The organism is Legionella cincinnatiensis, from assembly GCF_900452415.1.
GTDB classification, from domain to species: Bacteria; Pseudomonadota; Gammaproteobacteria; order Legionellales; family Legionellaceae; genus Legionella; species Legionella cincinnatiensis.
The window spans coordinates 580,448-602,979 of record NZ_UGNX01000001.1; the positions used below are offsets into that span (position 1 = coordinate 580,448).

Below are 22,532 nucleotides of genomic sequence, written 5' to 3' on the forward strand. Positions count from 1 at the left end.
TTTGTAAATTTAAGAATTGAGGAATGCTATGAGTTTAGTTTTTGCAGATAAAGTAGGATTAATTACTGGCGGTGCTCGAGGCATCGGTAAGGCGACTGCATTAAAGTTAGCTCAAGCAGGGAGTGATATTGCTGTTGTCTATTATAATAGTTCTGATGAAGCTCAAGCTTTGGTTGAAGAAATACAGACTATGGGCCGTAAAGCAATCGCCCTACAAGCTAATGTAGCGGATCACCAGTCTGTAAAAGAAATGTTTGCTCAATTTAAAGAGCATTTTAACCAGCTTGATTTTTTAATCAGCAATGCTGCGAGCGGCGTTTTAAAATCAGCCCTTAAGATGTCGACCAAGCATTGGCGCTGGTGTTTGGAGACTAATGCTCTGGCTTTAAATCATTTGGCTGTTGAAGGACGCCCATTAATGCCGAAAGGAGGCCGTATTATTGCTTTATCAAGTCTTGGTGCTCATAGAGCTATTCCTAATTATGCCTTTATTGGGGCATCTAAAGCGGCTCTTGAAGCTTTAGTGCGTTCTTTAAGTCTTGAATTAGCGGTTGATGGAATTACCGTGAATACTGTTTCAGCTGGGGTGGTCGATACGGATGCATTGAAGCATTTTCCTAATAGAGAGCAATTACTCGATGAATACCAAGCCCATTCTTTATCGGATAGGCCGTTAACAACACAAGATGTGGCTGATGCTATTTATCTATTGTGTTTACCAGAAGCGGCGATGATAAATGGACATACTTTATTTGTTGATGCAGGATATAGCCGAGTTGGTTGATCTCTCATCTTTTTTTATGCTTTATGCCTTTAAGAAAAAATATGATATAATTTTGGGCTTTGTAAATTAGCTGATTTCTGAGGACAATATATGAATGTAGCAGATGTTTATCCTAAAGTTAGGGAAATAGTTGCTGAGGTACTAGTAATTGACGAAGAAGAAATATCACTTAATAGTCGATTAATAGTAGATCTGGGCGCTGAATCTATTGATTTTCTTGATTTGGTTTTTCAATTGGAAAAAGAGTTTAAAATTAAAATTCCTCGTGGTCAATTGGAAAAGAATGCGCGTGGTGATTTAGCAGAGAGTGAATTTGAAAAGGGTGGCGTCATTACTGCTGAGGGTCTAAAAGCCTTACAAAGTTATTTAAGTGAAGTTCCTGTAGAGCAATTCAAGACTAATATGAAAGTGAATGAAATACCCATGCTTTTTACAATAGAAACATTTTGTAAATTGGTTGTTTCTGCAATTACAGAGCAACAAAGCGCCGCAACTGAAGCTTAATTTCTCAGTTGTTTATTTATCTTGGTCAATAGGGTTTAATAGATACTCATGAGATTTTTATTCGTTGATCGTATAGTTGAGTCATTTCCTGGTCAGTTGATTCGGGGAATTAAACACATTACCCAAGATGACACCTTTCTTACGGTTGATGAACAGGGACGTCCTTGCTTTATCCCTTCTTTAATCGGAGAAACACTCGGTCAATTAGCGGCATGGAACGTGATGCACCGTTTAGAGTTTTCTCATCGACCCGTTGCTGGCATTGTTGCTAAAGCGGCTATGCACAGACCCGCATACGTAGGAGAAACCTTATTATTAGAATCATTCATTGAGCGGATCGAAGATTCAGTAATGCAATATCATAGTGTGGCACGAATAGGGAATGAGACTGTTTTTACTCTTGAAGGTGCGTTAGGCCCTTTATTGCCTATGGACGATTTCATCGATCCCGATGAGGTAAAGCAGCAATTTTCTGAAATTAATAGACCAGGTGATTGGGCCATTATTAGTTCAGCAAGTACCCTGTTATCAAATAGTGATCTCATGCTAAATATGGAATTGCCTCTAGTATCCATGAATTTTGATAGAGTTTGTTCTTGTGAGCCAGGAGTCAGTTTACTGGCTGAAAAACGAATTACACGTGCAGCTCTTTATTTCGACGATCATTTTCCTAGAAAGCCAGTATTACCTTTAACGGTGTTGTTGGAATGTAAATTAAACTTAGCGTATGAATTTGTTGCGCGTTCAGGATATGCGGTAAGCTATAGCGTTAGTGAGTTTCGCAAAATAAAAATGAATGAATTTGTTCATCCGGGAGACGTTCTTAAGTGCTATGTAAGTGTCAAGAAACAAACAGCGGAAGAATTGATCCTTACTTTTCGTAGTGAAGTTTTAGGTAAACGTGTTTGTGTCGTGGATGTGGTGCTTATTCCTAGAGGTAAATAACAGTGAAAAAAAGACGAGTAGCAATTACAGGTTTAGGGGCAATTTCACCTATAGGTCTCGATGTTCAGTCCACATGGTCCAATTTATTAGCAGGCCAATCAGGAATTGCTAAAATCAAACAATTTGATGCGAATGCTTTTCCAACTTACATCGCTGCTGAAGTGAAAAATTTTGTTCTTGATCCCAAGTTGTCTACAAAACGTACTCGTTTTTCCCTATCATTTACACAATATGCCCTTGAAGCAGCCCAACAAGCTTTTGATGACGCGGGTATTTTACCCACTGAGCAGACTGCAGCACGCTGGGGCGTGGTTACAGGTAGTGGCATGATGACCGCTGAATTTGATTACCTGTCACGATTTCAACAAATTTGTGCTCCAAGCGGTGAAACTGATTGGGTGCGGTTGCTTGCTCATACACAAGAGTTTTATAAATTATCGGACTTTGGTAAAACCACTCCAAATTCAGGTTTATCTTTATTAATCCAACAATTTGGAATCAGGGGTTATGCATCTTCGGTTCATACGGCATGTGCTTCAGGAGGGCAAGCTTTGGGCCTAGCTATGCAAGTAATTCGTCGGGGTGAGGCTGATTTTATGTTGGCTGGAGGATTTGACTCCATGATTAATCCTTTAGGATTATCCAGTTTTTGTTTATTGGGTGCTTTATCGACCTATAATAGTACACCAGAGACTGCAAGCCGACCTTTTGATGCAACGCGTAATGGTTTTGTTTTAGGTGAAGGGGCTGCATTTTTAATTTTAGAAGAATGGAGTAAGGCAAAAGCGCGAGGAGCATCTATTTATGCTGAACTGGCAGGTGAGGGGAATTCTTTAAGTTCTTATCGAATTACTGACTCTCATCCCAATGGTGATGGTGCAATTCAAGCAATCGAACGCGCTCTTCAAGATGCCGGTGTTAAAGCTTCTGATGTGGACTATATTAATGCACATGGCACATCAACTAAAATGAATGACTTAAGTGAAACCAATGCGATTAAAGCCGTATTCAGTGAATGTGTTTCAAATTTGCCAGTTAGCTCTACTAAAGGCCAAACAGGACACTTAATCGCTGCGGCAGGAGCGCTTGAAGCTGTTTTAGCTATTAAATCTATAGAAAAAGCACAAATACCTAAAACAGCAAATTTAACCACACCTGATCCTGAGTGTGACTTAGATTATGTAGTGGATGGACCGCGAGAACGTTCCTTAGGTGCGGTGTTATCTAATTCTTTTGGGTTTGGGGGCTCTAATAGTTGCTTGCTATTTAAGCATCCTGAGTTTGAAGGAGCAGGCCAATGAGTCAGAAGAACCGAGTATTCATTACTGGACGAAGCGCATTAACCGCATCAGGGGCTACTGCTGATGCAACCTGGGATGCGATTATCTCAGGTAAAAGTGGAATCGCAGAAATAACTCAATGGGAGCTCTCTCAATGGCCCCATCGGTTAGGTGGAGAATTAAAAGAATTCAATCCTGCAAAAATGTTACCGGATCGAAAATTAGTCAAAGTAATTTCACGTCAAGACGTAATGGGGATTAACGCTGCGGTTCAGGCAGTAGAGCATAGCCAGATAATCACTTATCGTGATGGACTTGAAACCCCGAATGAGTTTAATGAACAAACCGCTGTATTTATAGGGTCACCCGGGAATAAATATTTCCAACAATATGATTTTTTACCTTTGCTGGCAAAGGCTCAAGGTAATATGCAACATTTTGCAGAACATTTATTTGAAACAGTACATCCTATGTGGCTGTTACGTATATTACCTAATAATGTTCTTGCATATACAGGCATTACTTATGAATTTAAAGGTCCTAATCATAATGTCACAAATCATGCTGTTGGCGGAACACAAGCCTTATTAGAAGCCTATCATGCAATCAATAGTGGGCAAGCAGAGCGAGCTGTAGTGGTGTCTTATGATATGGCTGTAGAACCCCAATCTTTGTTTTATTATGAGCAATTAGGAGTGCTAAGCCACCGTCATTTAAAACCGTTTGATGAAGAACATGATGGCACTATTCTAGCAGATGGTGCTGCTGCTTTCGTTTTAGAAAGTGAAGCGAGTGTTCGTGCTCGTTCTGCGGTTTGTTATGGAGAAATTATTGGTGGATTGTCAACGAGTGAAGCGCAAGGATTATTTTCTTTGGATGCAAGTGGCCACCAACTTGCTGATTTAATTGAGCACACTCTAGACTCTGTAGCATTAAATCCCGCGGACATAGGTTTTATTGTTGCTCATGGGAATGGGAATAGCAAATCAGACTATAGTGAATCTCAAGCAATACAACAAGTTTTTGGTCAGCAACAGCCTGTAACTGGATTTAAATGGTCTACTGGACATACTATATGTGCCTCTGGATTGATTGATGCAGTTCTTTCTACTTATGCGCTCGAGTCAAAATGTATTCCAGGAGTGGCTAATTTTCAACGTATTGCATCGAGTTGTGATGGTTTGCCAGTAAGCGCAGATCACCGCTTCTTACAAAGTCCTTATGTGTTGACCATTAATCGAGGATTTGCCAGTATGAATGCATGTTTGGTGATTAAAGCTTGTGACTGATTTAGAACAAAAAATTAATGAATTGCCTGTGAGCTTACTAGGGCGTTTGGTGTATCAATTTTTACCCTACAAGCGCCAAATAATTATGGCGAATATTGATCGCGTCTATGGTGATCAATTAAGTATAGAGCAAAAAAAACGGCTTGCTCTCTCTTATTACTCACACCTATTTAAATCCTTTAAAGAAGCAATACAACTGCGTTTTATGACAGAGGAAACTTTAAGAAATCAAGTCGAGGTTCGTGGTCATGAAAAAATGTTGGAAGTTGTAGCGCAAAAAAAAGGGGTTTTGGTTCTTACTGGCCACTTTGGTAATTGGGAGGTCGCCCCTATAGGTGGGGTTTTAAATTTTAAAGAATTCCAAGGACAGTTTCATTTTATTCGAAGAACTTTATCCATTAAATCTATTGAGCGAAGCTTATTTAAGCAATACTATCAAGTTGGTTTAAATGTGATTCCGAAAAAGAACTCTCTAGATAAAGTTTGTGCTGCATTGGAAAAAAATCATGCTGTAATTTTTGTTCTTGATCAACATGCATCATTAGCTAATCGTGATGGTATTGCAGTGGAGTTTTTTGGCACAAAAGCTGGAACGTACCGAAGTTTAGCAACTTTATCTCGTTATACTGGGGTTCCCGTTGTTCCTGCCGCCGGTTATAGGTTGCCTAATGGGAAGCATGTTTTAGAATTTTATGATCCTATTCCTTGGAAGGATTATGATACCGTTTCAGACTCTCTTTATTATAATACGCTTGCATATAACCAGGCTTTAGAGCGTATTATTTTGGCTCACCCAGAGCAATGGAACTGGATGCACAAGCGTTGGAAGCTCAAACTTTAAAAAGATTAATAGGCACTCAATGGCACCCCCTTAGCGAATTAGATGTGGATCTAATTTCCTCAAAAGAGCCATAGTATAAAAAAATGTCCCCAATTACTTACTTGTTGCTGTATGAAATGTAGGTACATGTTCTACTTTAAAACTATCATCTTCTTCTTTAGGTGGGTTTCCAATTTTAGCTAAAAAACATCCAGCCCACTGCCATGCATTTTGTGCATACTCTGATGCTTCAGTTGCATACTCAGATAAGACTTTAGTGGTGCTTGCTACGAAATCAGATGTTTGAGCGTTTTTAATGAGTTTTGGAATGGTTGTGACTCCTAATTCGGGCATGGCACAATTTAACTCATCAGAAATATGTTGAAGTTGATCTGAATCCTCATTAATTTGTTTGAGTAAACAATTCACCTCGTCATGAGATTTTTCTTTTATCACCAATTCTAATAGGCGCAATTGATTGATAACAAATGGATTTTGATTATCCTTTAGCCAACGGTAAAGTGTTTGGTTTTCTTCTTTTTTACTAATGACGTAATGATATAATTTATGAAGCTTATGTCGTGTTTCAAGTTCGTCTTTAGGTAGAATTTGTAATGAATAAATATCTAAAGCTTTTATGATGTCTTCGAATTTTTCTTGAGTTAAGGGAAGAGTTATTTTGTTTAATAAAATCAGAAGTTCCTTTTCTGGTGTATCCACAGTGAGCAATTTCTTAATATATTTTGTAGACGGTTTTTTAGGAGAAGACTCAAGAACCCATGACTCTGGGGTTATATATTCAGGTAGATTAGGTTTAAAAAAACCGGTCCAACCATAAGTCCAACATCGTTTTATCCATTTGATTACACCTGAAAAAAAACCTTGCTCTTTAGTAAAGCTTAATTCCAGCTTTGCTTCGGTGAAAGCTTTTTGAGCGACTTGAATGATTTCTGGATTTTTTTCGGAATTGAGATTTTTTAAGGCTAAGGTACATAAATCGATTACTCTTTGGTAATTTTCTTTTCCTCCATGTAGGCCAAAATAGCGAATAATTCTTTTAGCATCAAATAAAAATAATTGGTAACTAATTTGTTCATCAAAGAAAGATGGATGATTTAAAAAAGTTGTAAAGATGGTCTCTTTAACTGTTGTTTCTAACTCAGGACGTGTCAGCATAAAACCGAGATGATGTATTGCTTGAGAACGGCTTTTAAAGTTATCGGAGTGTTCATGATATTCCATATAATCATGAAGCAATTTTCTTAAAGATTCAGAAGTTCCCTGATAATGTATTAAAAAATACTCAAAACAATTAATGGATTTGTTGTGTTTAATTAGGCCATTTATAAATGAACTTTCCTCAGATCCTTCGAGTTGTTTCTGTTGTTCTTTAAAGGATTCAGGAATGACTGGATTTAAATTGATATTTTGGATCATTCTTTGCAAATTGATCTGATTATTTTGGTAAAATAATGCAATATTGCCTTCTTGAGCGTTATTTCTTAAATAGCGATTTGTTAAGAAAGCGCTTTTATTGGCCAACTCTTTGAAGGCAAGTTTATCATTTAAGAAAAAAAGTAATTCAATTGCAGCAGTTGAAAAAGGATGATTTTTTTCTAATAATTTTTTTGTTAATTGATTAATATAAGTAGCAAGTGTTTTATTATAATGGCCATTAAGGTAGAGACGAATTGCTAAAATCAAATGAGATTCTTTATTTGCATGCTCTAAGAATCTTTGCGGAATGTAATGAAATAATTCAAAGTGTTCAATAATATTGGCAATAATTGCTTCTTTTTGATTCGATTCTATTTTGCTTAATTCATCAATAATATTTGTTCCCGCCAATTTCATTAAATGAGCTAACAAATAATGGGCATTAGGCATGGTTGCGAAATGGTTCATCCAGTACACAATTAGTTCGTGTTTCGCGTATCTTCCAATTAAAGCTTCTGTTTGTTCTCGATTTAGGTGGTGAAAATGAGGAACAGAACAAAGAATACTTACGGCAGCTTCAGGTTCTAATTCACTTATCATCGCATTTGTAAGTACCTTTAAATCGAGTTGATGTATGAGTGCATTAAGACGAGAGGGGGTATGATTATCGCGAATGGTTAAGCGCTGTAACAAAGAAGTGCCTTTTAAAGAACTCAAATATTCTTTTTGACTTAACAGGTATATGATTAATAAAGATTTTACCTGTACGTTTTGAACGATTTGAATGGAGTCCATAATTTCTTGGAATGTCAAATGTCCTTCTTTGAGTGTTGTTAAAAAGTGTGCTTGGGTTGCGGTATTTTTATTAATTGCAGTTAAATAATCTGGATTTCCCATAGCTGCTTTGAATAAATCAAAACTTTGTATTTTGCTTCCTGTCATAGCCCTCTCCTATAAGACTCACATCGACTTTCAAGTTGAACGATACGAGTTGAGCCTTCATTCAGCATAACTCTTTGTAAAAAAAATTCAATACTTGTGTTAATTTTGCCTGGATATAGGATAAGTTTTTTGTCTTGTATCGAGTAGTTTTGTCGTTATTGGCAAATTTATACGAAGCGACTTTATATTCTGGGCAAAGTTCTATTGAGACTGAAACAGGAAGAGACTGATCGTTTAAAATAATGTGCCTTCATAAACAAAAACAGCAGGACCAGTTAAGCAAATTGGTTTATTAAATTCAGGCCAATCAATGAGTAAATCACCACCAGGCAAAGTTACCTTTATTTGTTTATCCAGTTTGTAATATAAACATCCTACTGCAGCGGCTGCAACAGCCCCACTGCCACACGCTTGGGTTTCACCACAGCCCCGCTCAAAGACTCGTAATTTAATGTGTTGTGGATTTACAATTTGCATAAATCCGACATTTGCTTGCTCGGGAAAACACGGATGCAGGCTAAGTTGTTTGCCTAAGGTGAGTACAGGAGCTGTTTGTATTTCTTGAACCAATAAAACAGCATGCGGATTACCAACACTTAGAGCATGTAGACAAAGAGTTTCATTGTTTGAAAGCTCTAAATCGTATTTTTCAGACTGTTCTGGGGCCAGGAGCGGAATGTCTTTGGGGGCCAATTTGGGAATGCCCATATCCACACGTACGCTTTGATCTGCATTAATGTACAAATTCATTTTTGTGGTTTTAGTGGCAACTGTTAAGTGATTTTTGTTGGTTAAACCATAGTATTTGACAAATAAGGCCAAACATCGTGCTCCATTTCCACATTGCCCTACTTCCTGGCCATCGGCATTAAAAATTCGATAATTAAAGTCAATTCCCTCTTGCTGGCTGGATTCAATAAGCAAGCATTGATCAAAACCAATACCAGTATTACGCTGAGCCATTACCGATATTTGTTGAGGATTGAGGTTTATATTTTGATTAATGCCATCAATCACTATGAAATCATTGCCTAAGCCATGCATTTTGGTAAATCTAATGTTCATTATTTTTCCTATCGAAAATTACTTACTTGAGGCATTTCTTGTTGATTCTGGTAAATAGAGTGGTCCTTTTTGTCCACAACCAGATATGATTAAGGTGATGCCAACTATTAATACACAGTGTAGTCGTTTCATTAAAAAGAGCCATTAATTATGAGTAGAAGAGTATTTACCACTTATTGAAGTAAAAGTTCAAGTAATAAATGATCTTTTGTGGTCTTATTTTGCACATTCATGGCAAAATTTTCTACCAAGTTATCTTTTTTACACAGAGTATTTAAAAGGTATAACTTGCACTGTGCTTATGCATTAGCGATAATTTCTCTTTTTGTGTCAGGGGATTGGTTTTGAATGAGTTTATAAATGAGTCAGAGGATCACGCTCAAGCATGTGTTATTTGGATGCATGGACTTGGCGCTGATGCTTCCGATATGATGGGCTTAGTAGATCAATTAACAGTGACGGATATAGTGTTACGCCATATATTTATCAATGCACCTCAGCGTCCGGTGACGCTTAATGGTGGAATGGTGATGCCTGCATGGTATGATATTATAGGTATGAAATTAATTGATAGGGAAGATAAAGAAGGAATTGGCCAGTCTGAATTGTTAATTCGTAAGGTTATGGACGAGCAATTAAATGCGGGTTTTTCATATAATCAGATTTTTTTAGCTGGCTTTTCACAGGGAGGGGCTATGGCGTTACATACAGCTCTTCATACTCCAGCTCAGTTAGCCGGGGTAATTGCTTTGTCTGCTTATTTACCTTTAGCCGCACATAATAGGCCAATACTTGATAAACGCACGCCTTTTTTTATGGGTTCTGGTCAATATGATCCTCTGGTCTTGCCTCAATGGACTGAATTAAGTAAAGATTGGCTATTGGATGAAGGATATAAAAATATTTCTTATCATAAATATCCTATGGAACATTCAGTGTGTTTCGAAGAAATTAAAGATCTTAGCTTTTGGTTAAAACAAGTGGCGGGAGAAGCATAATGCCCATAGTGAAGAAATCACGTACTGTTAACTATACTTGCGAGCAAATGTTTGCTTTAGTAAATGAAGTAGAGCGTTATGCCGAGTTTCTACCTTATTGTTCAGAAAGCTTAGTACACCATCGCGATGAAGATGAAGTGCAGGCAACTTTGGTGATTGGTGCTGCTGGAATGAGTAAATCATTTACTACACGTAACAGGCTCCAAATTAATAAAATGATAGAAATTCGACTTGTTGATGGTCCATTCAGTCATTTAGAAGGTTTTTGGCGTTTTGATGAGGTAGAAGAGGGTTGTAAAATTTCTTTTGACTTGGAGTTTGAATTCGCAGGACGAATGTTTTCCATGCTTCTTGGACCAGTATTTGAGCAAGTAACTGATAAAATGGTAGATTCTTTCTGTGAGCGAGCAAAAACAATTTATGATAAAGGTTGAGGTAGTTTATGTGCCTTTAACAAAGGCTGTTGTACATAGGACACTTGAGCTTAAACTAGGAGCAACAGTTTCTGATGCGCTTTGTGCATCAGAAATATATGTAATTTATCCTGAAACACGCAGTTTTTCTGTGGGCATCTTTTCAAAACAAGTTTCTTTAGAGCATGTGCTTAAAGAAGGAGATAGGATAGAAATATACAGACCATTGATTTTGGATCCTAAAGAAAGCCGACGGAAAAAGGCAAATGTTCTTTCTGAAAAAAATAAATCATAGAATGCAACAGATTTCGTGTTTTTTAGACCTGCCGCTTTTGCGGAAGATGGGGAGATCTTTTATATGCGTTAAATTGATATGATTCACTTAACGCATATGCTGTGTTTCTGCAATATTAAAGTGATATTCGCTATAATTTATTCTTGATTGATGTCTGGGTGTGCGATCGCTGTACCTACACCTGGGTTGAATTTATCTCGCTCAATACGAGTCAGTCTGTCATTATGGAAATATAAGCTCAAAGTTGACATGGTAATCGCCCCATGTCCCCTACGCCAAGTATATGCATAATCCCAGCGATCGTGATTAAATACAGGACTCAATAAGCTTGTTCCCAACAATATAGCCACTTCATTTTTGCTCATTCCGATTTTTAAACGGTCAAGAGTTGCTTTTGGTAATAGGTTCCCTTGTTGTACTACACGTCGAGAAAGGTCAAACGAGGTACATTGAGTTAGGGTTAAAGTAAATACAATTCCAAGTAGAAAAATTATTATTCTCATTTTTTTGCCTATCATGAAAAATTTCGCCATAATAACACGTCAGTTAATGAAACACACCTGCAATAGTTAAGACAACTTCATTGCATTGAGGAGCACTAATGGAAGAAAGTAAACAGCTAAAAAATGCTGGATTAAAAATTACTTTACCACGTTTAAAAGTATTACAAATCTTAGAGCAATCTCCCAATCATCATTTAAGTGCAGAAGGAGTTTATAAAGCATTGCTAGAGACAGGAGAAGATGTTGGGCTTGCCACAGTTTATCGTGTATTAACGCAATTTGAAGCTGCAGGATTAGTTACTCGTCATAATTTTGAAGGGGGGCATTCAGTATTTGAATTGAGTCAGGGTGAACATCATGATCATTTAGTCTGTATTAAATGTGGTTGTGTGGAAGAATTTGTTGATGAAATAATAGAGCAAAGGCAGAAAACTATCGCGGATAGGGCGCATTTTCAGATGACAGATCATGCTTTAAACATTTATGGAATATGTCCCAAGTGCCAACAATTAACGTGAATTCAACATAAAAATTAAGTTATTATTAATACTGTTCACCCAATAAATGAGGCTGATGTGTATTCGAAGTGCTATATTTCTTTTTTCCCAAGTAGGAAAAAGGTTCTTAGAGTGCCAATCCCTTTCATTTCTAGGGTTCCTCTTGGTTCCATAATGAATTCATCCTCAAGCATAAAAGCCATTTTTTCTGAAATATGAATTTTATTAGGAAGGGATGTTTCTTCCAATCGGCTTGCTAAATTGACTACATTACCCCAGATGTCATAAACAAATTTCTTATGTCCAATAACACCGGCAATCACCGTACCATAAGTAATGCCGATGCGAAATTGGAGTTGCATCTTATTTTCTTGATTAAAGGTCATCATTCTTTCCAGAATAGCTAGGGCATAGTTTGCTATATTGATTGCATGTCTTGTAGTTTGCTCAGGAACACCTGATACAGCCATATAGTTATCACCTATAGTTTTTACCTTTTCAACATGATATTTTTCAGTGAGGTTATCAAATTCTGCAAACAAGCGATTTAAGATATTTACAGTTTTTTTAGCACCTAATTGTTCTGTTAGCTGAGTAAAATTGATAATATCTGCAAACATGACGCTCGCTTGGGAAAACTCATCCGCAATATCTACCTCTCCCATTTTCAAGCGTGACGCAATTGGTTCGGGCAAAATATTCAACAATAATAAATCATTTTCATCATTCACTTTGGAGATAGATTTTAGAGCATGAATAATAAAGAAGATCATGAGTATTGTTGATAAAAATGTGAAGATAAGCGTCAAAATAATAATTCTCGACATTTTAATATCAATTTTTTCATTGGTAAGTAACGTTCGATGTTCAACATGAGCAAAAAAAGCCTGAAGTGGTCTCATGATGCCTAATTTGGCTTGTGCATATTCATCACTAAAGACCAGGCTTTGGGCGAGTTGAGGATTAGGCTTGCCAATTATCGTATAATTCCCATCCTTATCTTGATATTTTCCTTCAACCATATTCATCGCTTTAATTTCTAACTTTACTAGCTCATTGCTTCTATGTTCCACTTCAGTCAGCATAGCAAATTCTTTCAGGGTGAAATTCTGTTCTAGCATCATCGCAGCTATAGATTTTTTTTCACCATAAGGCTGGGGGCGTTTGTTATCAATAACTAAATCCCAATAAATCTCATCATAATTTAATGGCCTAGGGGACTTTCCTTCTCGTATTGATAGAATTTCATTATAATAATCACGGTACTTTTTCTCTCCAGTCATCACATAAAGCCTTGCCATATCTGTTAAGTCATCAGAACTTTGACGAAGACCATCAGCGATTAGATAGGATTGGTAACGTTCATCGGCGTCAAGAATCTCTTGTACCGCTATATGTTTTAGTGCAAATAAACTGATTATTAAGCCTAAAAGTGAAAGCATCAGAAAAAAGAAGAAATATTTTAAAAGATAGGTATTTTTAAGATTGAGCTTTGTGATTTGCATTTGGCGATAAAGTTTTATCAACTTACGTTGAAGAATAGCTTATTTATATTAATTGAGCTATTTCTAATAACTGATTTTAAATGCTATTCTAAAATAAGAAGGGTATTTATTAAAATAAGAAGTATATTAAATAAGGGATTTTTAGAACTCAGACTCGAGTTTTAACTTAACTCAGGGATTTATTCATGAAACTATTATTCTTAGGAGCTGGTAGTGGTTTAGGATCGGATTCTAAAAATTTTCAATCAAATATGCTTCTTCTCACTGATAAAGGTAAAAAATTATTAATAGACTGTGGGACCGATATTCGTTTTTCCTTATCTCGGGCCCATTATATCTCTCATGATATTGATGCAGTTTACATCAGTCATTTGCATGCCGATCATATTGGTGGTTTAGAGTGGCTTGCATTTCAACGTAAATTCGCGGTGGAGAGTAAGGCACCTCAGCTAATTATACACGAACATTTAGTCCACCCATTATGGAGTCATTCCCTGAGTGGTGGTTTAAAAACGCTGAATGAAAAAGAGGCCACCTTGAATGATTACTTTAGGGTGACTACTGTAAATGACGGTCAGGTTTTTCAATGGGAAGGATTGCATTTGAATTTAATTAAAACAGTTCATATTCATTCTAATAAGAAATTAATGCCAAGTTATGGTTTATATATACAGTATCATGACAAAAATTTTTTTATCACTACTGACACCCAATTTACCCCCGATCGTTTTAAAAAATATTATCAAGAAGCAACATTGATTTTTCATGATTGTGAAACGCTAGAGGTGCCAAGTGGAGTACATGCGCATTTTAACCAATTAGATACACTTGATCCCAATATTAAAGCAAAGTTTTGGTTATACCACTATAATGATGGCAAATTACCCGATGCTCAATCCCATGGCTTTCTTGGTTTTGTTCAATGTGGGCAAGTAATCGAGTTATTTAAATAAATAATTGACTCTTATTCGTTGAATCCAGACATAGGAAAAAGGTTATTTTGAGTAGAGGGCATTCTATATTTCTTCATTTCAATCATTCCATCTCCAAACAGTGATTACAGCCGCAGATCCTACGTTATATCAAGCTAAAAAAATGGAAAAAACAAAATTAATGCAAAGGTAATTAATTGATGATTTTTATTTCATTTTATTCTTAAATTTTGATCTGTTTCATTGCTATAATGCCTTCTCTTTTAATTTAGCAGTATGGATATGTATGTGGATTGTATGGATTGCTCTCTCGCGACCTTACACGTTTATTGTTATGGCTCTTATGCTTCTTATCATTGGGCCTTTAGCAATTATGCGTACCCCCACTGATATTTTTCCTGATATCAATATTCCAGTTGTTAGCGTGGTATGGACTTACACCGGATTACCTCCTGATGAAATGGGCGATCGTATTACCAGCGTTTTCGAGCGCGCAGTCACTACTACTGTTAATGATATTGAACACATCGAATCCCAATCGCTGATTGGGGTAAGCGTGGTTAAATTGTATTTTCAAAAAGGAGTGAATGTAGATATGGCTTTAAGTCAAGTCACTGCAATCGCTCAAACTATGTTGCGTAACTTACCGCCAGGGACTTTACCTCCTTTAATTTTAAGCTATAAGGCTTCAACTGTCCCTGTATTACAATTGGTGTTATCGAGTTCAACAATTCCTGAACAGAAGTTAAATGATATAGGAAATAACTTCATTCGTACTCAGCTTGCAACGGTTCAAGGTGCCTCACTACCTTATCCTTATGGCGGTAAAATTCGACAAATTATGGTCGATCTAGATACACAAGCGATGCAAACTTATGGTATTTCTGCTAAAGAAGTAAATGAGGCAATACTTGCCCAAAACCTTATTATTCCTGCAGGTACGCAAAAAATAGGTGAGTATGAATATATTGTTAAACTCAATGGTAGTCCTCTTGCTGCAGTTGAATTAAATGATGTGCCTGTGAAAACCACGCCTGGCCGTGTATTGTATATTCGTGATGTAGGGCATGTGCGTGATGGCTTCGCACCACAAACGAATATCGTGAGAGTAGATGGACATCGGGCAGTAATGATGTCTATAGAAAAAACTGGAAATGCATCAACACTGGATATTGTTAGCCGGGTTAAGGGTATGATTCCTAAAATAAAGGATATGTTACCTGATGGACTGCAATTGTCTTATTTTGCAGATCAATCCATTTTTGTCACCGCCGCTATTCGTGGGGTAATTACAGAGGGAATAATCGCTGCGGTATTAACAGGGTTAATGATTCTGCTCTTTTTAGGAAGCATGCGTAGTACTTTGATCATCACTTTGTCAATTCCTCTATCAATTATTACCTCGATAACTCTCCTTTCTGCATTGGGCGAAACAATAAATATTATGACCTTAGGGGGGTTAGCCCTAGCGGTGGGAATTTTAGTGGATGACGCTACAGTAGCTATTGAAAACATTAACTGGAATTTGGAACAAGGTAAAGAAGTAGAACAAGCTATTCTCGATGGAGCAAAACAAATTGCGATACCCGCGCTTGTATCAACTTTGTGTATTTGTATTGTTTTTGTGCCCATGTTTTTTCTTGGTGGGGTTGCGCAATATTTATTTGTACCCTTAGCTGAGGCGGTAATTTTTGCCATGCTTATGTCCTATATATTATCACGGACTCTCGTTGCCACCTTAGCGAAATATTGGTTACGTAAGCATGAGCTCCATGTTGAAGAAGAAAAAAAGAAAAGTCTTTTGGAGCGTGTTCATGGAAAGTTTGAAGAAAAGTTTGCACTTTTACGTTCCCGATATTTTGATACGCTTTCTTGGGTATTAAATAATGCTAAAATTTTTATTACCTGCTTTTTAGGATTTGTTGGCGTTTCAATAGTATTGCTATGGCCATGGCTGGGTTCGAATTTTTTTCCTGATGTGGATGCTGGACAAATCAAGTTACATATTAGTGCTCCAACAGGGACGCGAGTGGAAGAAACCGCACGAACTGTAGATGATATTGATACGCTTATTCGTCAAGTAATCCCTCCTAAAGACTTAGGAAGTATTGTTGATAATATAGGTTTACCTACAAGTGGAATTAATTTGTCGTACAGTAATTCAGCGACGAATGGACCCGAAGATGCTGATATTTTAATTTCTCTAAAAGAAGGGCATCGTCCTAGTTCTGATTATGTGCGTCAGCTTAGATCGATTTTACGAGAACATTTTCCCTCAGTAACCTTTGCTTTTTTACCTGCAGATATCGTCAATCAAATTATTAATTTTGGTTTACCTTCTCCGATTAATATTCAGGTCATTGGTTTAAAGAAAAAGGAAAATGCTGAATATGCCAATAAATTATTAAATCAGCTAAAATTGATTCCGGGCCTTGTTGATGGGCGGATAAGACAAAAAAATAATTATCCTGAGTTTTTTGTTGATGTGGATCGTAGTTTGGCCCGTGAGCTAGGATTTACCCAATACGATGTTGCTTCTGATTTGTTGGTGACCTTATCAGGTAGTTTTCAAACCACACCCACATTTTGGTTGGATCCTCGCAATGGCGTTTCTTACCCTATTGTGACTCAGGCACCTCAATATGTAATGACTTCATTAAACGATTTACGTAATATTCCTATTGGAAGTTTAACAATACCGAGTCAATTGCAAATTTTGGGGGCTTTTGCCACAGTGAAACGTACATGGACTTCAGTTGTTGAATCACATTACAACGTTCAGCCAGTAATTGATATTTTTGCAACAATACAAGATAGAGATCTGGGCTCAGTAGCAAGTGATATTGAGAAAGTTATTGATCAAACTAAAAAGAACGTTCCTAAAGGATCGTCGGTAGTTGTTCGTGGTCAAATTGATACTAAAGAGCATGCGTTCAGCGGGCTTTATTGGGGGTTGGCTTTCTCCATTTTATTGGTTTATTTATTAATTGTGATTAATTTTCAATCATGGACGGATCCTTTTATTATTATCACTGCATTACCTGCTGCAATTGCGGGAATTAGTTGGATGTTATTTATGACTCATACTCCATTAAGTGTGCCTGCTTTGACTGGTGCAATTATGTGTATGGGGGTTGCAACGGCAAATAGTATCCTTATTATTAGCTTTGCCAGAGATCATTTGGCTACAGAAAATAATCCAATGCAAGCTGCTCTTGAAGCAGGGAAGACGCGTTTAAGACCAGTGATGATGACTGCTTTAGCGATGATTATTGGTATGTTTCCCATGGCGTTAGGATTGGGAGATGGAGGCGAGCAGAATGCTCCATTAGGACGAGCAGTAATCGGTGGTTTATCATTTGCTACCCTAGCTACGCTTTTTTTTGTCCCTTCTGTTTTTTATGTAATTCATGAGCGTAATTTGAAGAAAAAGCAAAGGAAAGAGCATGCTTAAAACAATTCACTCCCATTTACATAAACATAGGCATAAACGATTAATTATCGCTCTGGCTGTGTTTTTATTGATTCTGCTTCTTATTATTTTTTTGCGTGTTTATGCATCTATTCGTTTGCGCAATGAGACTAGAGCTGACGCTGTACCTGTGGTAAGGGTAATGACGGCAGAACAAGAAACAGGCATGGATCGAATAGTTTTACCCGGGAATGTTCAAGCTTGGCATGAGTCACCTATCTATGCCCGCACGAATGGGTATGTGAAACAATGGTATGTAGATATTGGTAGTCGTGTTAAAACAGGAGATCTGCTTGCCGTAATAGAAACTCCTGAGCTTGACGCTCAAGAACGTCAAGCAAGAGCTGATTTAAAGGTTGCAATTGCTAATAATAAAATCGCACAAATTACTGCAAAACGTTGGCGTCATTTAGTAAAAACGGAGTCTGTATCACAACAAGAAACTGATGAAAAAGTGAGCATTGCAGCTGCTCAAGAGGCCGCAGTGTATGCAGCTCAGGCTAATCTTCAACGCTTGCAAGAGTTAGTTGGTTTTGAGCGCGTTATAGCACCATTTGATGGGGTGATTACAGATCGTGCAACGGATATAGGTGATCTTATTGATGCAGGAAGTAGTACTAGTACACCACCTTTATTTCGCATTGCTCAGACGAGCCCTCTACGAATTTATGTAAAAATTCCGCAATACTACTCTGCTCGTATTAAGCCTAATATGGCGGTAACGTTGAATTTTGCGGAGCATCCGAAGCAGACATTTCCTGCTAAATTATTTGAAACAGCACATGCTATTGACCCTAAAACACGTACTTTATTGGCTCAATTTACCACTAAAAACAAAAAGGGCGAGCTATTGCCTGGAGGTTATACTGAAGTATTGTTTACTTTGGATGTTCCACCTAATACAGTGATTTTACCGGTGAATACCTTACTTTTTCGTGCCCAGGGATTACAAGTAGCTGCTTTAGACAAGGATAATAAAGTGGTGCTCAAGTCCATTACTGTTCGTCGTGATTTTGGTTCTAAGATTGAAATCGCCACAGGTGTTATGCCTGGAGATCGAATTATACTGAATCCTCCGGATGGGATTATCAATGGAGAAACGGTGCGGGTTGTTTCATGAGTAAATTGATTAGTGTAGGTGTATTTGTTTGTGCATTAGCAGGTTGCTCCTTAGCGCCAAATTATCAGCGACCCGCGATGCCTATTCCAGAGCATTTTAAAGAGCCGGGGCAATGGATAGAAATTAAATCAACACCTAAATTGATAGCTCCGAATGCTTGGTGGGAAGCCTTTCATGATCCCGTTTTAAATGATCTGCAAAAACAGCTAAATAGAGCAAACCAAGATTTAAAGTTGGCTTATGCTCGTTTCCAAGAGTCGATTTCTATAGTTCAAATTGCTCGTTCCAATTTTTATCCTAATGTTCAGGGTTTATTAAATGGAAATAGAGAGCAAACATCAAATACTATAGCAAATCCTGCGAAACAATCTCTTTTTAATAACGTTTTAGTAGGTGGGTATCTGGCGTATGAGGTTGATGCATGGGGAAGTATTCGTAACGCAGTTAAGGCAAGTGAAAGCCTTGCTCAGGCTAGTGCATCCGATATGGCTTCAGTCCGTTTGAGTTTGCAGGCTGAACTTACAAATAATTATTTTGCATTACGAGGAAATGATGAGGCACAACGTATCTTGGATACGACCGTTATTGCGTATCAAAAAGCCCTTTATTTAACGAAACAACGATATCAAGGAGGGGTTGCGCCTATTGCGAATGTTGATGAGGCTGAAACCCAACTAGAAAATGCAAAAACATTGGCTGCTGACATACGGTTACAACGAGCGCAATTAGAACATGCGATTGCGGTTTTAGTAGGACAAATACCAAGCGAGTTTTCCATAGCTCCAGGTAAACTACCAAAGAGTTTACTTGCAATTAGCCCTAATTTGCCTTCAACTCTTCTAGAGCGCAGACCTGATATTGTGGCAGCAGAATCGCGCGTACAGGCTGCGAATGCCACTATTGGTGTAGCCCGAGCTGCTTTTTTTCCTGTGATTAACTTAACGGGCACAGGTGGTTTTCAAAGTCAGAGTTTTTCAAATCTTTTTTCAAAACCCAGTCTCTTCTGGTCTCTGGGGCCCTTTAGCTTATTCACATTATATCAGCCTTTAGTGCAGCAAACTCTTTTTGATGGAGGGCGTTTACGTGGATTATTAAATCAAGCTAAAGCACAGTATTTTGAAACAGTGGCGCAGTATCGGCAAACAGTTCTCACTGCTTTCCAAGATGTAGAAGATAGTCTCATAGCCATTCACCAGTTAGATAAGGAAATTCACACTCAAGAAGCTGCAACTCGTGCTGCTATAAGAGCTTGGAATCAGGGGATTTATCGATATAAAGGTGGATTAGTTACTTTTCTGCAAGTGGTGGTTGTCGAGAATATAGCACTACAATCAGAACTTTCATTAGTCAATATACGTACGCGCCGCCAAATTGCTAGTGTGCAATTAATTAAAGCTTTAGGGGGCGGTTGGTCTTTAGATATGGGACAAAGAAGAACTGCTTTTGCTCTCTCTCATACCGCAAAAAAACGGTAATTCATTTACATAAAGACCATTCAACTCTTGGGGTTGATAAAGACAAAACTTGAAGCAAAGTAGCGGAACAGGCTAGAGGAGGATCTTTCACCTTGTTTGTGCGTATTTTGCGATGCTATTTTCATGTAATAGGTCACGTGGGGTTAGCAAAAACCAGAGATTTTTGTCCCGAGAAGTAGTCAGTCAAAATCTGGTAGCAGACATCAAAAGCACTTTTCGCTTGTAATCTGCAGGAAGTAATAAGAGACATGGTTCTGGCTACGAAGTCAGAACCATAATCCGATCGTGTACCAAAATAATTTTTCCGCCAAATCACCGCAGGCCTTAAGCATTGCTCGGCATGATTATTTGTTGGCGCTACATTTTCATTAAAAATAAAAGTCCATAAGGCATCAAAATGCGTCAATAGGTTTGAGCAAAACCGCACGATTCTTAATTTGGGGTCTGTATAAGTCCCTTGCTCCAGAAGTTCCCCTACCTTATGCCGGATGAACTTAGTTTTTCGTATGAGCTCCCAACGAGAGAAACCTCCTTGTTTGTATTGGTGCCACAGTTCAAATAAATCAGCTTGGCAACTTAATAACTCACTTCCTATACGAGCAATTGGTTTATCTTGTTTCTCAGAAAGTTTCGTGAAGTCGCGTTTTAAATGAGCCCAACAGATTTGACGCTTATCACTGGGAAAATAGTTATATCCGGCATAGCGATCGGAAACAAGAATGCCATCAAACGCCCCCATTAAGGAATCAATCACTTTCTTCCCTCGAGAAGGCTCAACAGAGAAAAAAGCAGCTGATTCGGACATCATTCCCCAAAGCCATTGATTGAGCCCGTCCCGGCGATGCCCTGTTTCATCCATATGCGCACAGGGGCTTTCTTTCACTTGATTGAATAAATCGGCTACAGGTTCTTTTAGCGCATCGCTAACGAGGCGTTGTTTTTTATAAATACACCCCATGCTTAGAGTAAATGAGAACTGCTCGCTTAAAAAAGATTGAAGTCCTCGACGAGACAACTTGTATTTTGAGAGCATGTGGGACATCAAGCTCGTTAATCGGGGACCTGTTATACCCCTCGTAATGCCGTTAGGTAAAGTGGCCAGTCGCTTCTTGCCGCAACAAACACACGTTCCTTTTTCTAACTGATATTCAGTGATGTTGAGCTTTATTAGGGGTAGTTCATAGACTTGGTGTCTTAACACCTCTTGGTTTTTTATGTTCTTTTCACCGCAAATACAGCGCTTTGGCAATTTACAGGATACAACCTCATCCACTTCTTCTACTGACAACAACTCTCGAAAATGCCCTTGATGTCCTTTAACTCCTCCACCCTTATTCGGGTTGGGCTTCTTTTTAGTCTTTTTCTTTTTAAAGTCCTGTGAGGGCGGTTTCGATGAGTTCGATGAATTATTATCCAAGCGCTCTTTAAGTGCTTTATTTTCTTGTTCTAACTGTTCAACCCGTAAAACTAATGCATCAGTGATCTCAACAAGTCGTTTTATCAACTCATGACAGTCCGCTATTGTCTCAGGTAAGTGTACGTTCATTAAAAAATATTTAAGTGCATGAATGATCGGTTATTTTATTTGTTTTAACACAAAAATCCATAAGATATTTCTCTATCTTGGGGGATCTTTTGACCCTCTGCGCTTTGAAATATATTGAAGATGAGCTCCCCTAATAAACTTCTTTGAAGTTTATTAGGGGTGACCTATTACATTTTCATTCAACATACGCCACACGTAACCTTTCGGTGCATGAGGCGTGAATGCTTACGACTTGACTTCACCTACACTGCGAAGCGTATTCTTCTAATCAAGATAAATCGTATAAGAGTAAGTATTAAAACCATCATACTGGGTACTAACATAACGTAATCCATTGCAAGAAGCGTGAACTACGGGATGATTGATTAATGGGCCATCTTTAATATCGAGGACACACCAGTTGTTTTGCTCATCACCAACAGTCACTAGAGCATAGCCAGCGTGACATTGATACGAGTCAGTGATCTCAAAACTATGAGGACCTAATATTTGCAGCAGTACATCTTGATCACTATACCCATGTGTAATAACGACACCAGGGTGAGATGCACTGTAGATACGAAAATAATCTTTATAACCACACCAAGATTGTTCTGCATGTACATTGCTCATCATTAAGCTTGCTGCCAGTACCATCCATTTTTTCATTTCGGAGCACCTTTTTATTTTTATTGTTAAAATCAGGGCAAATTATAGGGAAGTCTTGAGTA

Annotated in this window: 21 protein-coding genes; 14 read left to right on the top strand and 7 right to left on the bottom strand. The window is 37.9% G+C overall.

Annotated features, from left to right (window positions below; genetic code table 11):
• The first annotated feature begins 28 nt into the window (after positions 1–28).
• From fabL to DYH34_RS02645, 6 genes are all read left to right on the top strand, one after another.
• Entirely contained in the window at positions 29–784 is a 756-nt protein-coding gene (fabL, locus tag DYH34_RS02620; protein ID WP_058463843.1) for an enoyl-[acyl-carrier-protein] reductase FabL, read from the top strand.
• A gap of 90 nt (positions 785–874) precedes the next feature.
• Complete coding sequence (locus DYH34_RS02625) at positions 875–1,288, top strand: acyl carrier protein (RefSeq protein WP_058463842.1); 414 nt, start codon at positions 875–877, stop codon at positions 1,286–1,288.
• 48 nt (positions 1,289–1,336) lie between these two features.
• The gene (locus tag DYH34_RS02630) at positions 1,337–2,233 is read left to right on the top strand and encodes an ApeI family dehydratase (RefSeq protein ID WP_058463841.1); all 897 of its coding nucleotides are present in this window, start codon (positions 1,337–1,339) and stop codon (positions 2,231–2,233) included.
• 2 nt (positions 2,234–2,235) lie between these two features.
• Positions 2,236–3,534, top strand: a complete 1,299-nt coding sequence (locus DYH34_RS02635) for a beta-ketoacyl-[acyl-carrier-protein] synthase family protein (protein ID WP_058463840.1) — start codon at positions 2,236–2,238, stop codon at positions 3,532–3,534.
• On the top strand, positions 3,531–4,802 hold the full coding sequence (locus tag DYH34_RS02640; protein WP_058463839.1) for a beta-ketoacyl-[acyl-carrier-protein] synthase family protein: 1,272 nt from the start codon (positions 3,531–3,533) through the stop codon (positions 4,800–4,802). The genes DYH34_RS02635 and DYH34_RS02640 overlap by 4 nt, the downstream gene beginning before the upstream one ends.
• Positions 4,795–5,643, top strand: coding sequence for a lysophospholipid acyltransferase family protein (locus DYH34_RS02645; RefSeq protein ID WP_058463838.1), 849 nt, complete (start codon positions 4,795–4,797; stop codon positions 5,641–5,643). The genes DYH34_RS02640 and DYH34_RS02645 overlap by 8 nt, the downstream gene beginning before the upstream one ends.
• A gap of 93 nt (positions 5,644–5,736) precedes the next feature.
• Here the strand turns inward: DYH34_RS02645 and DYH34_RS02650 are convergent, their stop codons facing one another.
• The 3 genes from DYH34_RS02650 to lptM all read right to left on the bottom strand — a co-directional run bounded on the left by DYH34_RS02650 (position 5,737) and on the right by lptM (position 9,198).
• Positions 5,737–8,001 (bottom strand): hypothetical protein, encoded by a 2,265-nt coding sequence (locus tag DYH34_RS02650; RefSeq protein WP_058463837.1) that lies wholly within the window; start codon positions 7,999–8,001, stop codon positions 5,737–5,739.
• A 234-nt stretch (positions 8,002–8,235) separates the two neighbouring features.
• Positions 8,236–9,066 (bottom strand): diaminopimelate epimerase, encoded by an 831-nt coding sequence (dapF, locus tag DYH34_RS02655; protein WP_058463836.1) that lies wholly within the window; start codon positions 9,064–9,066, stop codon positions 8,236–8,238.
• A gap of 18 nt (positions 9,067–9,084) precedes the next feature.
• Positions 9,085–9,198 carry an LPS translocon maturation chaperone LptM gene (lptM, locus tag DYH34_RS02660; protein ID WP_083502716.1) on the bottom strand — a complete coding sequence of 38 codons (114 nt, stop codon included), beginning with the start codon at positions 9,196–9,198 and terminating at the stop codon, positions 9,085–9,087.
• A gap of 212 nt (positions 9,199–9,410) precedes the next feature.
• Here lptM and DYH34_RS02665 point away from each other — a divergent pair, with 212 nt between their 5' ends.
• The 3 genes from DYH34_RS02665 to DYH34_RS02675 are packed head-to-tail and all read left to right on the top strand — an operon-like array spanning position 9,411 to position 10,772.
• Positions 9,411–10,064: an alpha/beta hydrolase gene (locus DYH34_RS02665; protein ID WP_083502715.1), complete on the top strand. Its 654-nt coding sequence runs from the start codon at positions 9,411–9,413 to the stop codon at positions 10,062–10,064.
• Positions 10,064–10,498 (top strand): type II toxin-antitoxin system RatA family toxin, encoded by a 435-nt coding sequence (locus tag DYH34_RS02670; protein ID WP_058463835.1) that lies wholly within the window; start codon positions 10,064–10,066, stop codon positions 10,496–10,498. Before DYH34_RS02665 ends, DYH34_RS02670 begins: the two co-directional genes overlap by 1 nt.
• Positions 10,485–10,772, top strand: a complete 288-nt coding sequence (locus DYH34_RS02675; protein ID WP_058463834.1) for an RnfH family protein — start codon at positions 10,485–10,487, stop codon at positions 10,770–10,772. Before DYH34_RS02670 ends, DYH34_RS02675 begins: the two co-directional genes overlap by 14 nt.
• Positions 10,773–10,909: 137 nt before the next feature.
• On the opposite strand, the gene DYH34_RS02680 is transcribed toward DYH34_RS02675, so the two are convergent.
• On the bottom strand, positions 10,910–11,275 hold the full coding sequence (locus DYH34_RS02680; RefSeq protein WP_420795572.1) for an outer membrane protein assembly factor BamE: 366 nt from the start codon (positions 11,273–11,275) through the stop codon (positions 10,910–10,912).
• A gap of 98 nt (positions 11,276–11,373) precedes the next feature.
• On the opposite strand from DYH34_RS02680, the gene fur reads away from it, so the two are divergent.
• The gene (gene fur / locus DYH34_RS02685; protein WP_058463832.1) at positions 11,374–11,793 is read left to right on the top strand and encodes a ferric iron uptake transcriptional regulator; all 420 of its coding nucleotides are present in this window, start codon (positions 11,374–11,376) and stop codon (positions 11,791–11,793) included.
• Positions 11,794–11,864: 71 nt separating this feature from the next.
• On the opposite strand, the gene DYH34_RS02690 is transcribed toward fur, so the two are convergent.
• Positions 11,865–13,277, bottom strand: coding sequence for an adenylate/guanylate cyclase domain-containing protein (locus DYH34_RS02690; protein WP_058463831.1), 1,413 nt, complete (start codon positions 13,275–13,277; stop codon positions 11,865–11,867).
• A gap of 185 nt (positions 13,278–13,462) precedes the next feature.
• Here DYH34_RS02690 and DYH34_RS02695 point away from each other — a divergent pair, with 185 nt between their 5' ends.
• The 4 genes from DYH34_RS02695 (at position 13,463) to DYH34_RS02710 (ending at position 20,276) form a co-directional block, all read left to right on the top strand.
• The gene (locus tag DYH34_RS02695; RefSeq protein ID WP_058463830.1) at positions 13,463–14,230 is read left to right on the top strand and encodes an MBL fold metallo-hydrolase; all 768 of its coding nucleotides are present in this window, start codon (positions 13,463–13,465) and stop codon (positions 14,228–14,230) included.
• A 265-nt stretch (positions 14,231–14,495) separates the two neighbouring features.
• On the top strand, positions 14,496–17,663 hold the full coding sequence (locus DYH34_RS02700; RefSeq protein WP_058463829.1) for an efflux RND transporter permease subunit: 3,168 nt from the start codon (positions 14,496–14,498) through the stop codon (positions 17,661–17,663).
• Positions 17,656–18,801 (top strand): efflux RND transporter periplasmic adaptor subunit, encoded by a 1,146-nt coding sequence (locus DYH34_RS02705; protein WP_058463828.1) that lies wholly within the window; start codon positions 17,656–17,658, stop codon positions 18,799–18,801. The genes DYH34_RS02700 and DYH34_RS02705 overlap by 8 nt, the downstream gene beginning before the upstream one ends.
• Positions 18,798–20,276 carry an efflux transporter outer membrane subunit gene (locus DYH34_RS02710; RefSeq protein WP_058463827.1) on the top strand — a complete coding sequence of 493 codons (1,479 nt, stop codon included), beginning with the start codon at positions 18,798–18,800 and terminating at the stop codon, positions 20,274–20,276. Before DYH34_RS02705 ends, DYH34_RS02710 begins: the two co-directional genes overlap by 4 nt.
• Positions 20,277–20,409: 133 nt before the next feature.
• On the opposite strand, the gene tnpC is transcribed toward DYH34_RS02710, so the two are convergent.
• Both tnpC and DYH34_RS02720 read right to left on the bottom strand, forming a co-directional pair.
• Positions 20,410–21,822 carry an IS66 family transposase gene (gene tnpC / locus DYH34_RS02715; RefSeq protein WP_058463826.1) on the bottom strand — a complete coding sequence of 471 codons (1,413 nt, stop codon included), beginning with the start codon at positions 21,820–21,822 and terminating at the stop codon, positions 20,410–20,412.
• A gap of 264 nt (positions 21,823–22,086) precedes the next feature.
• Positions 22,087–22,470 carry a hypothetical protein gene (locus DYH34_RS02720; RefSeq protein ID WP_058464803.1) on the bottom strand — a complete coding sequence of 128 codons (384 nt, stop codon included), beginning with the start codon at positions 22,468–22,470 and terminating at the stop codon, positions 22,087–22,089.
• Positions 22,471–22,532 lie beyond the last annotated feature (62 nt).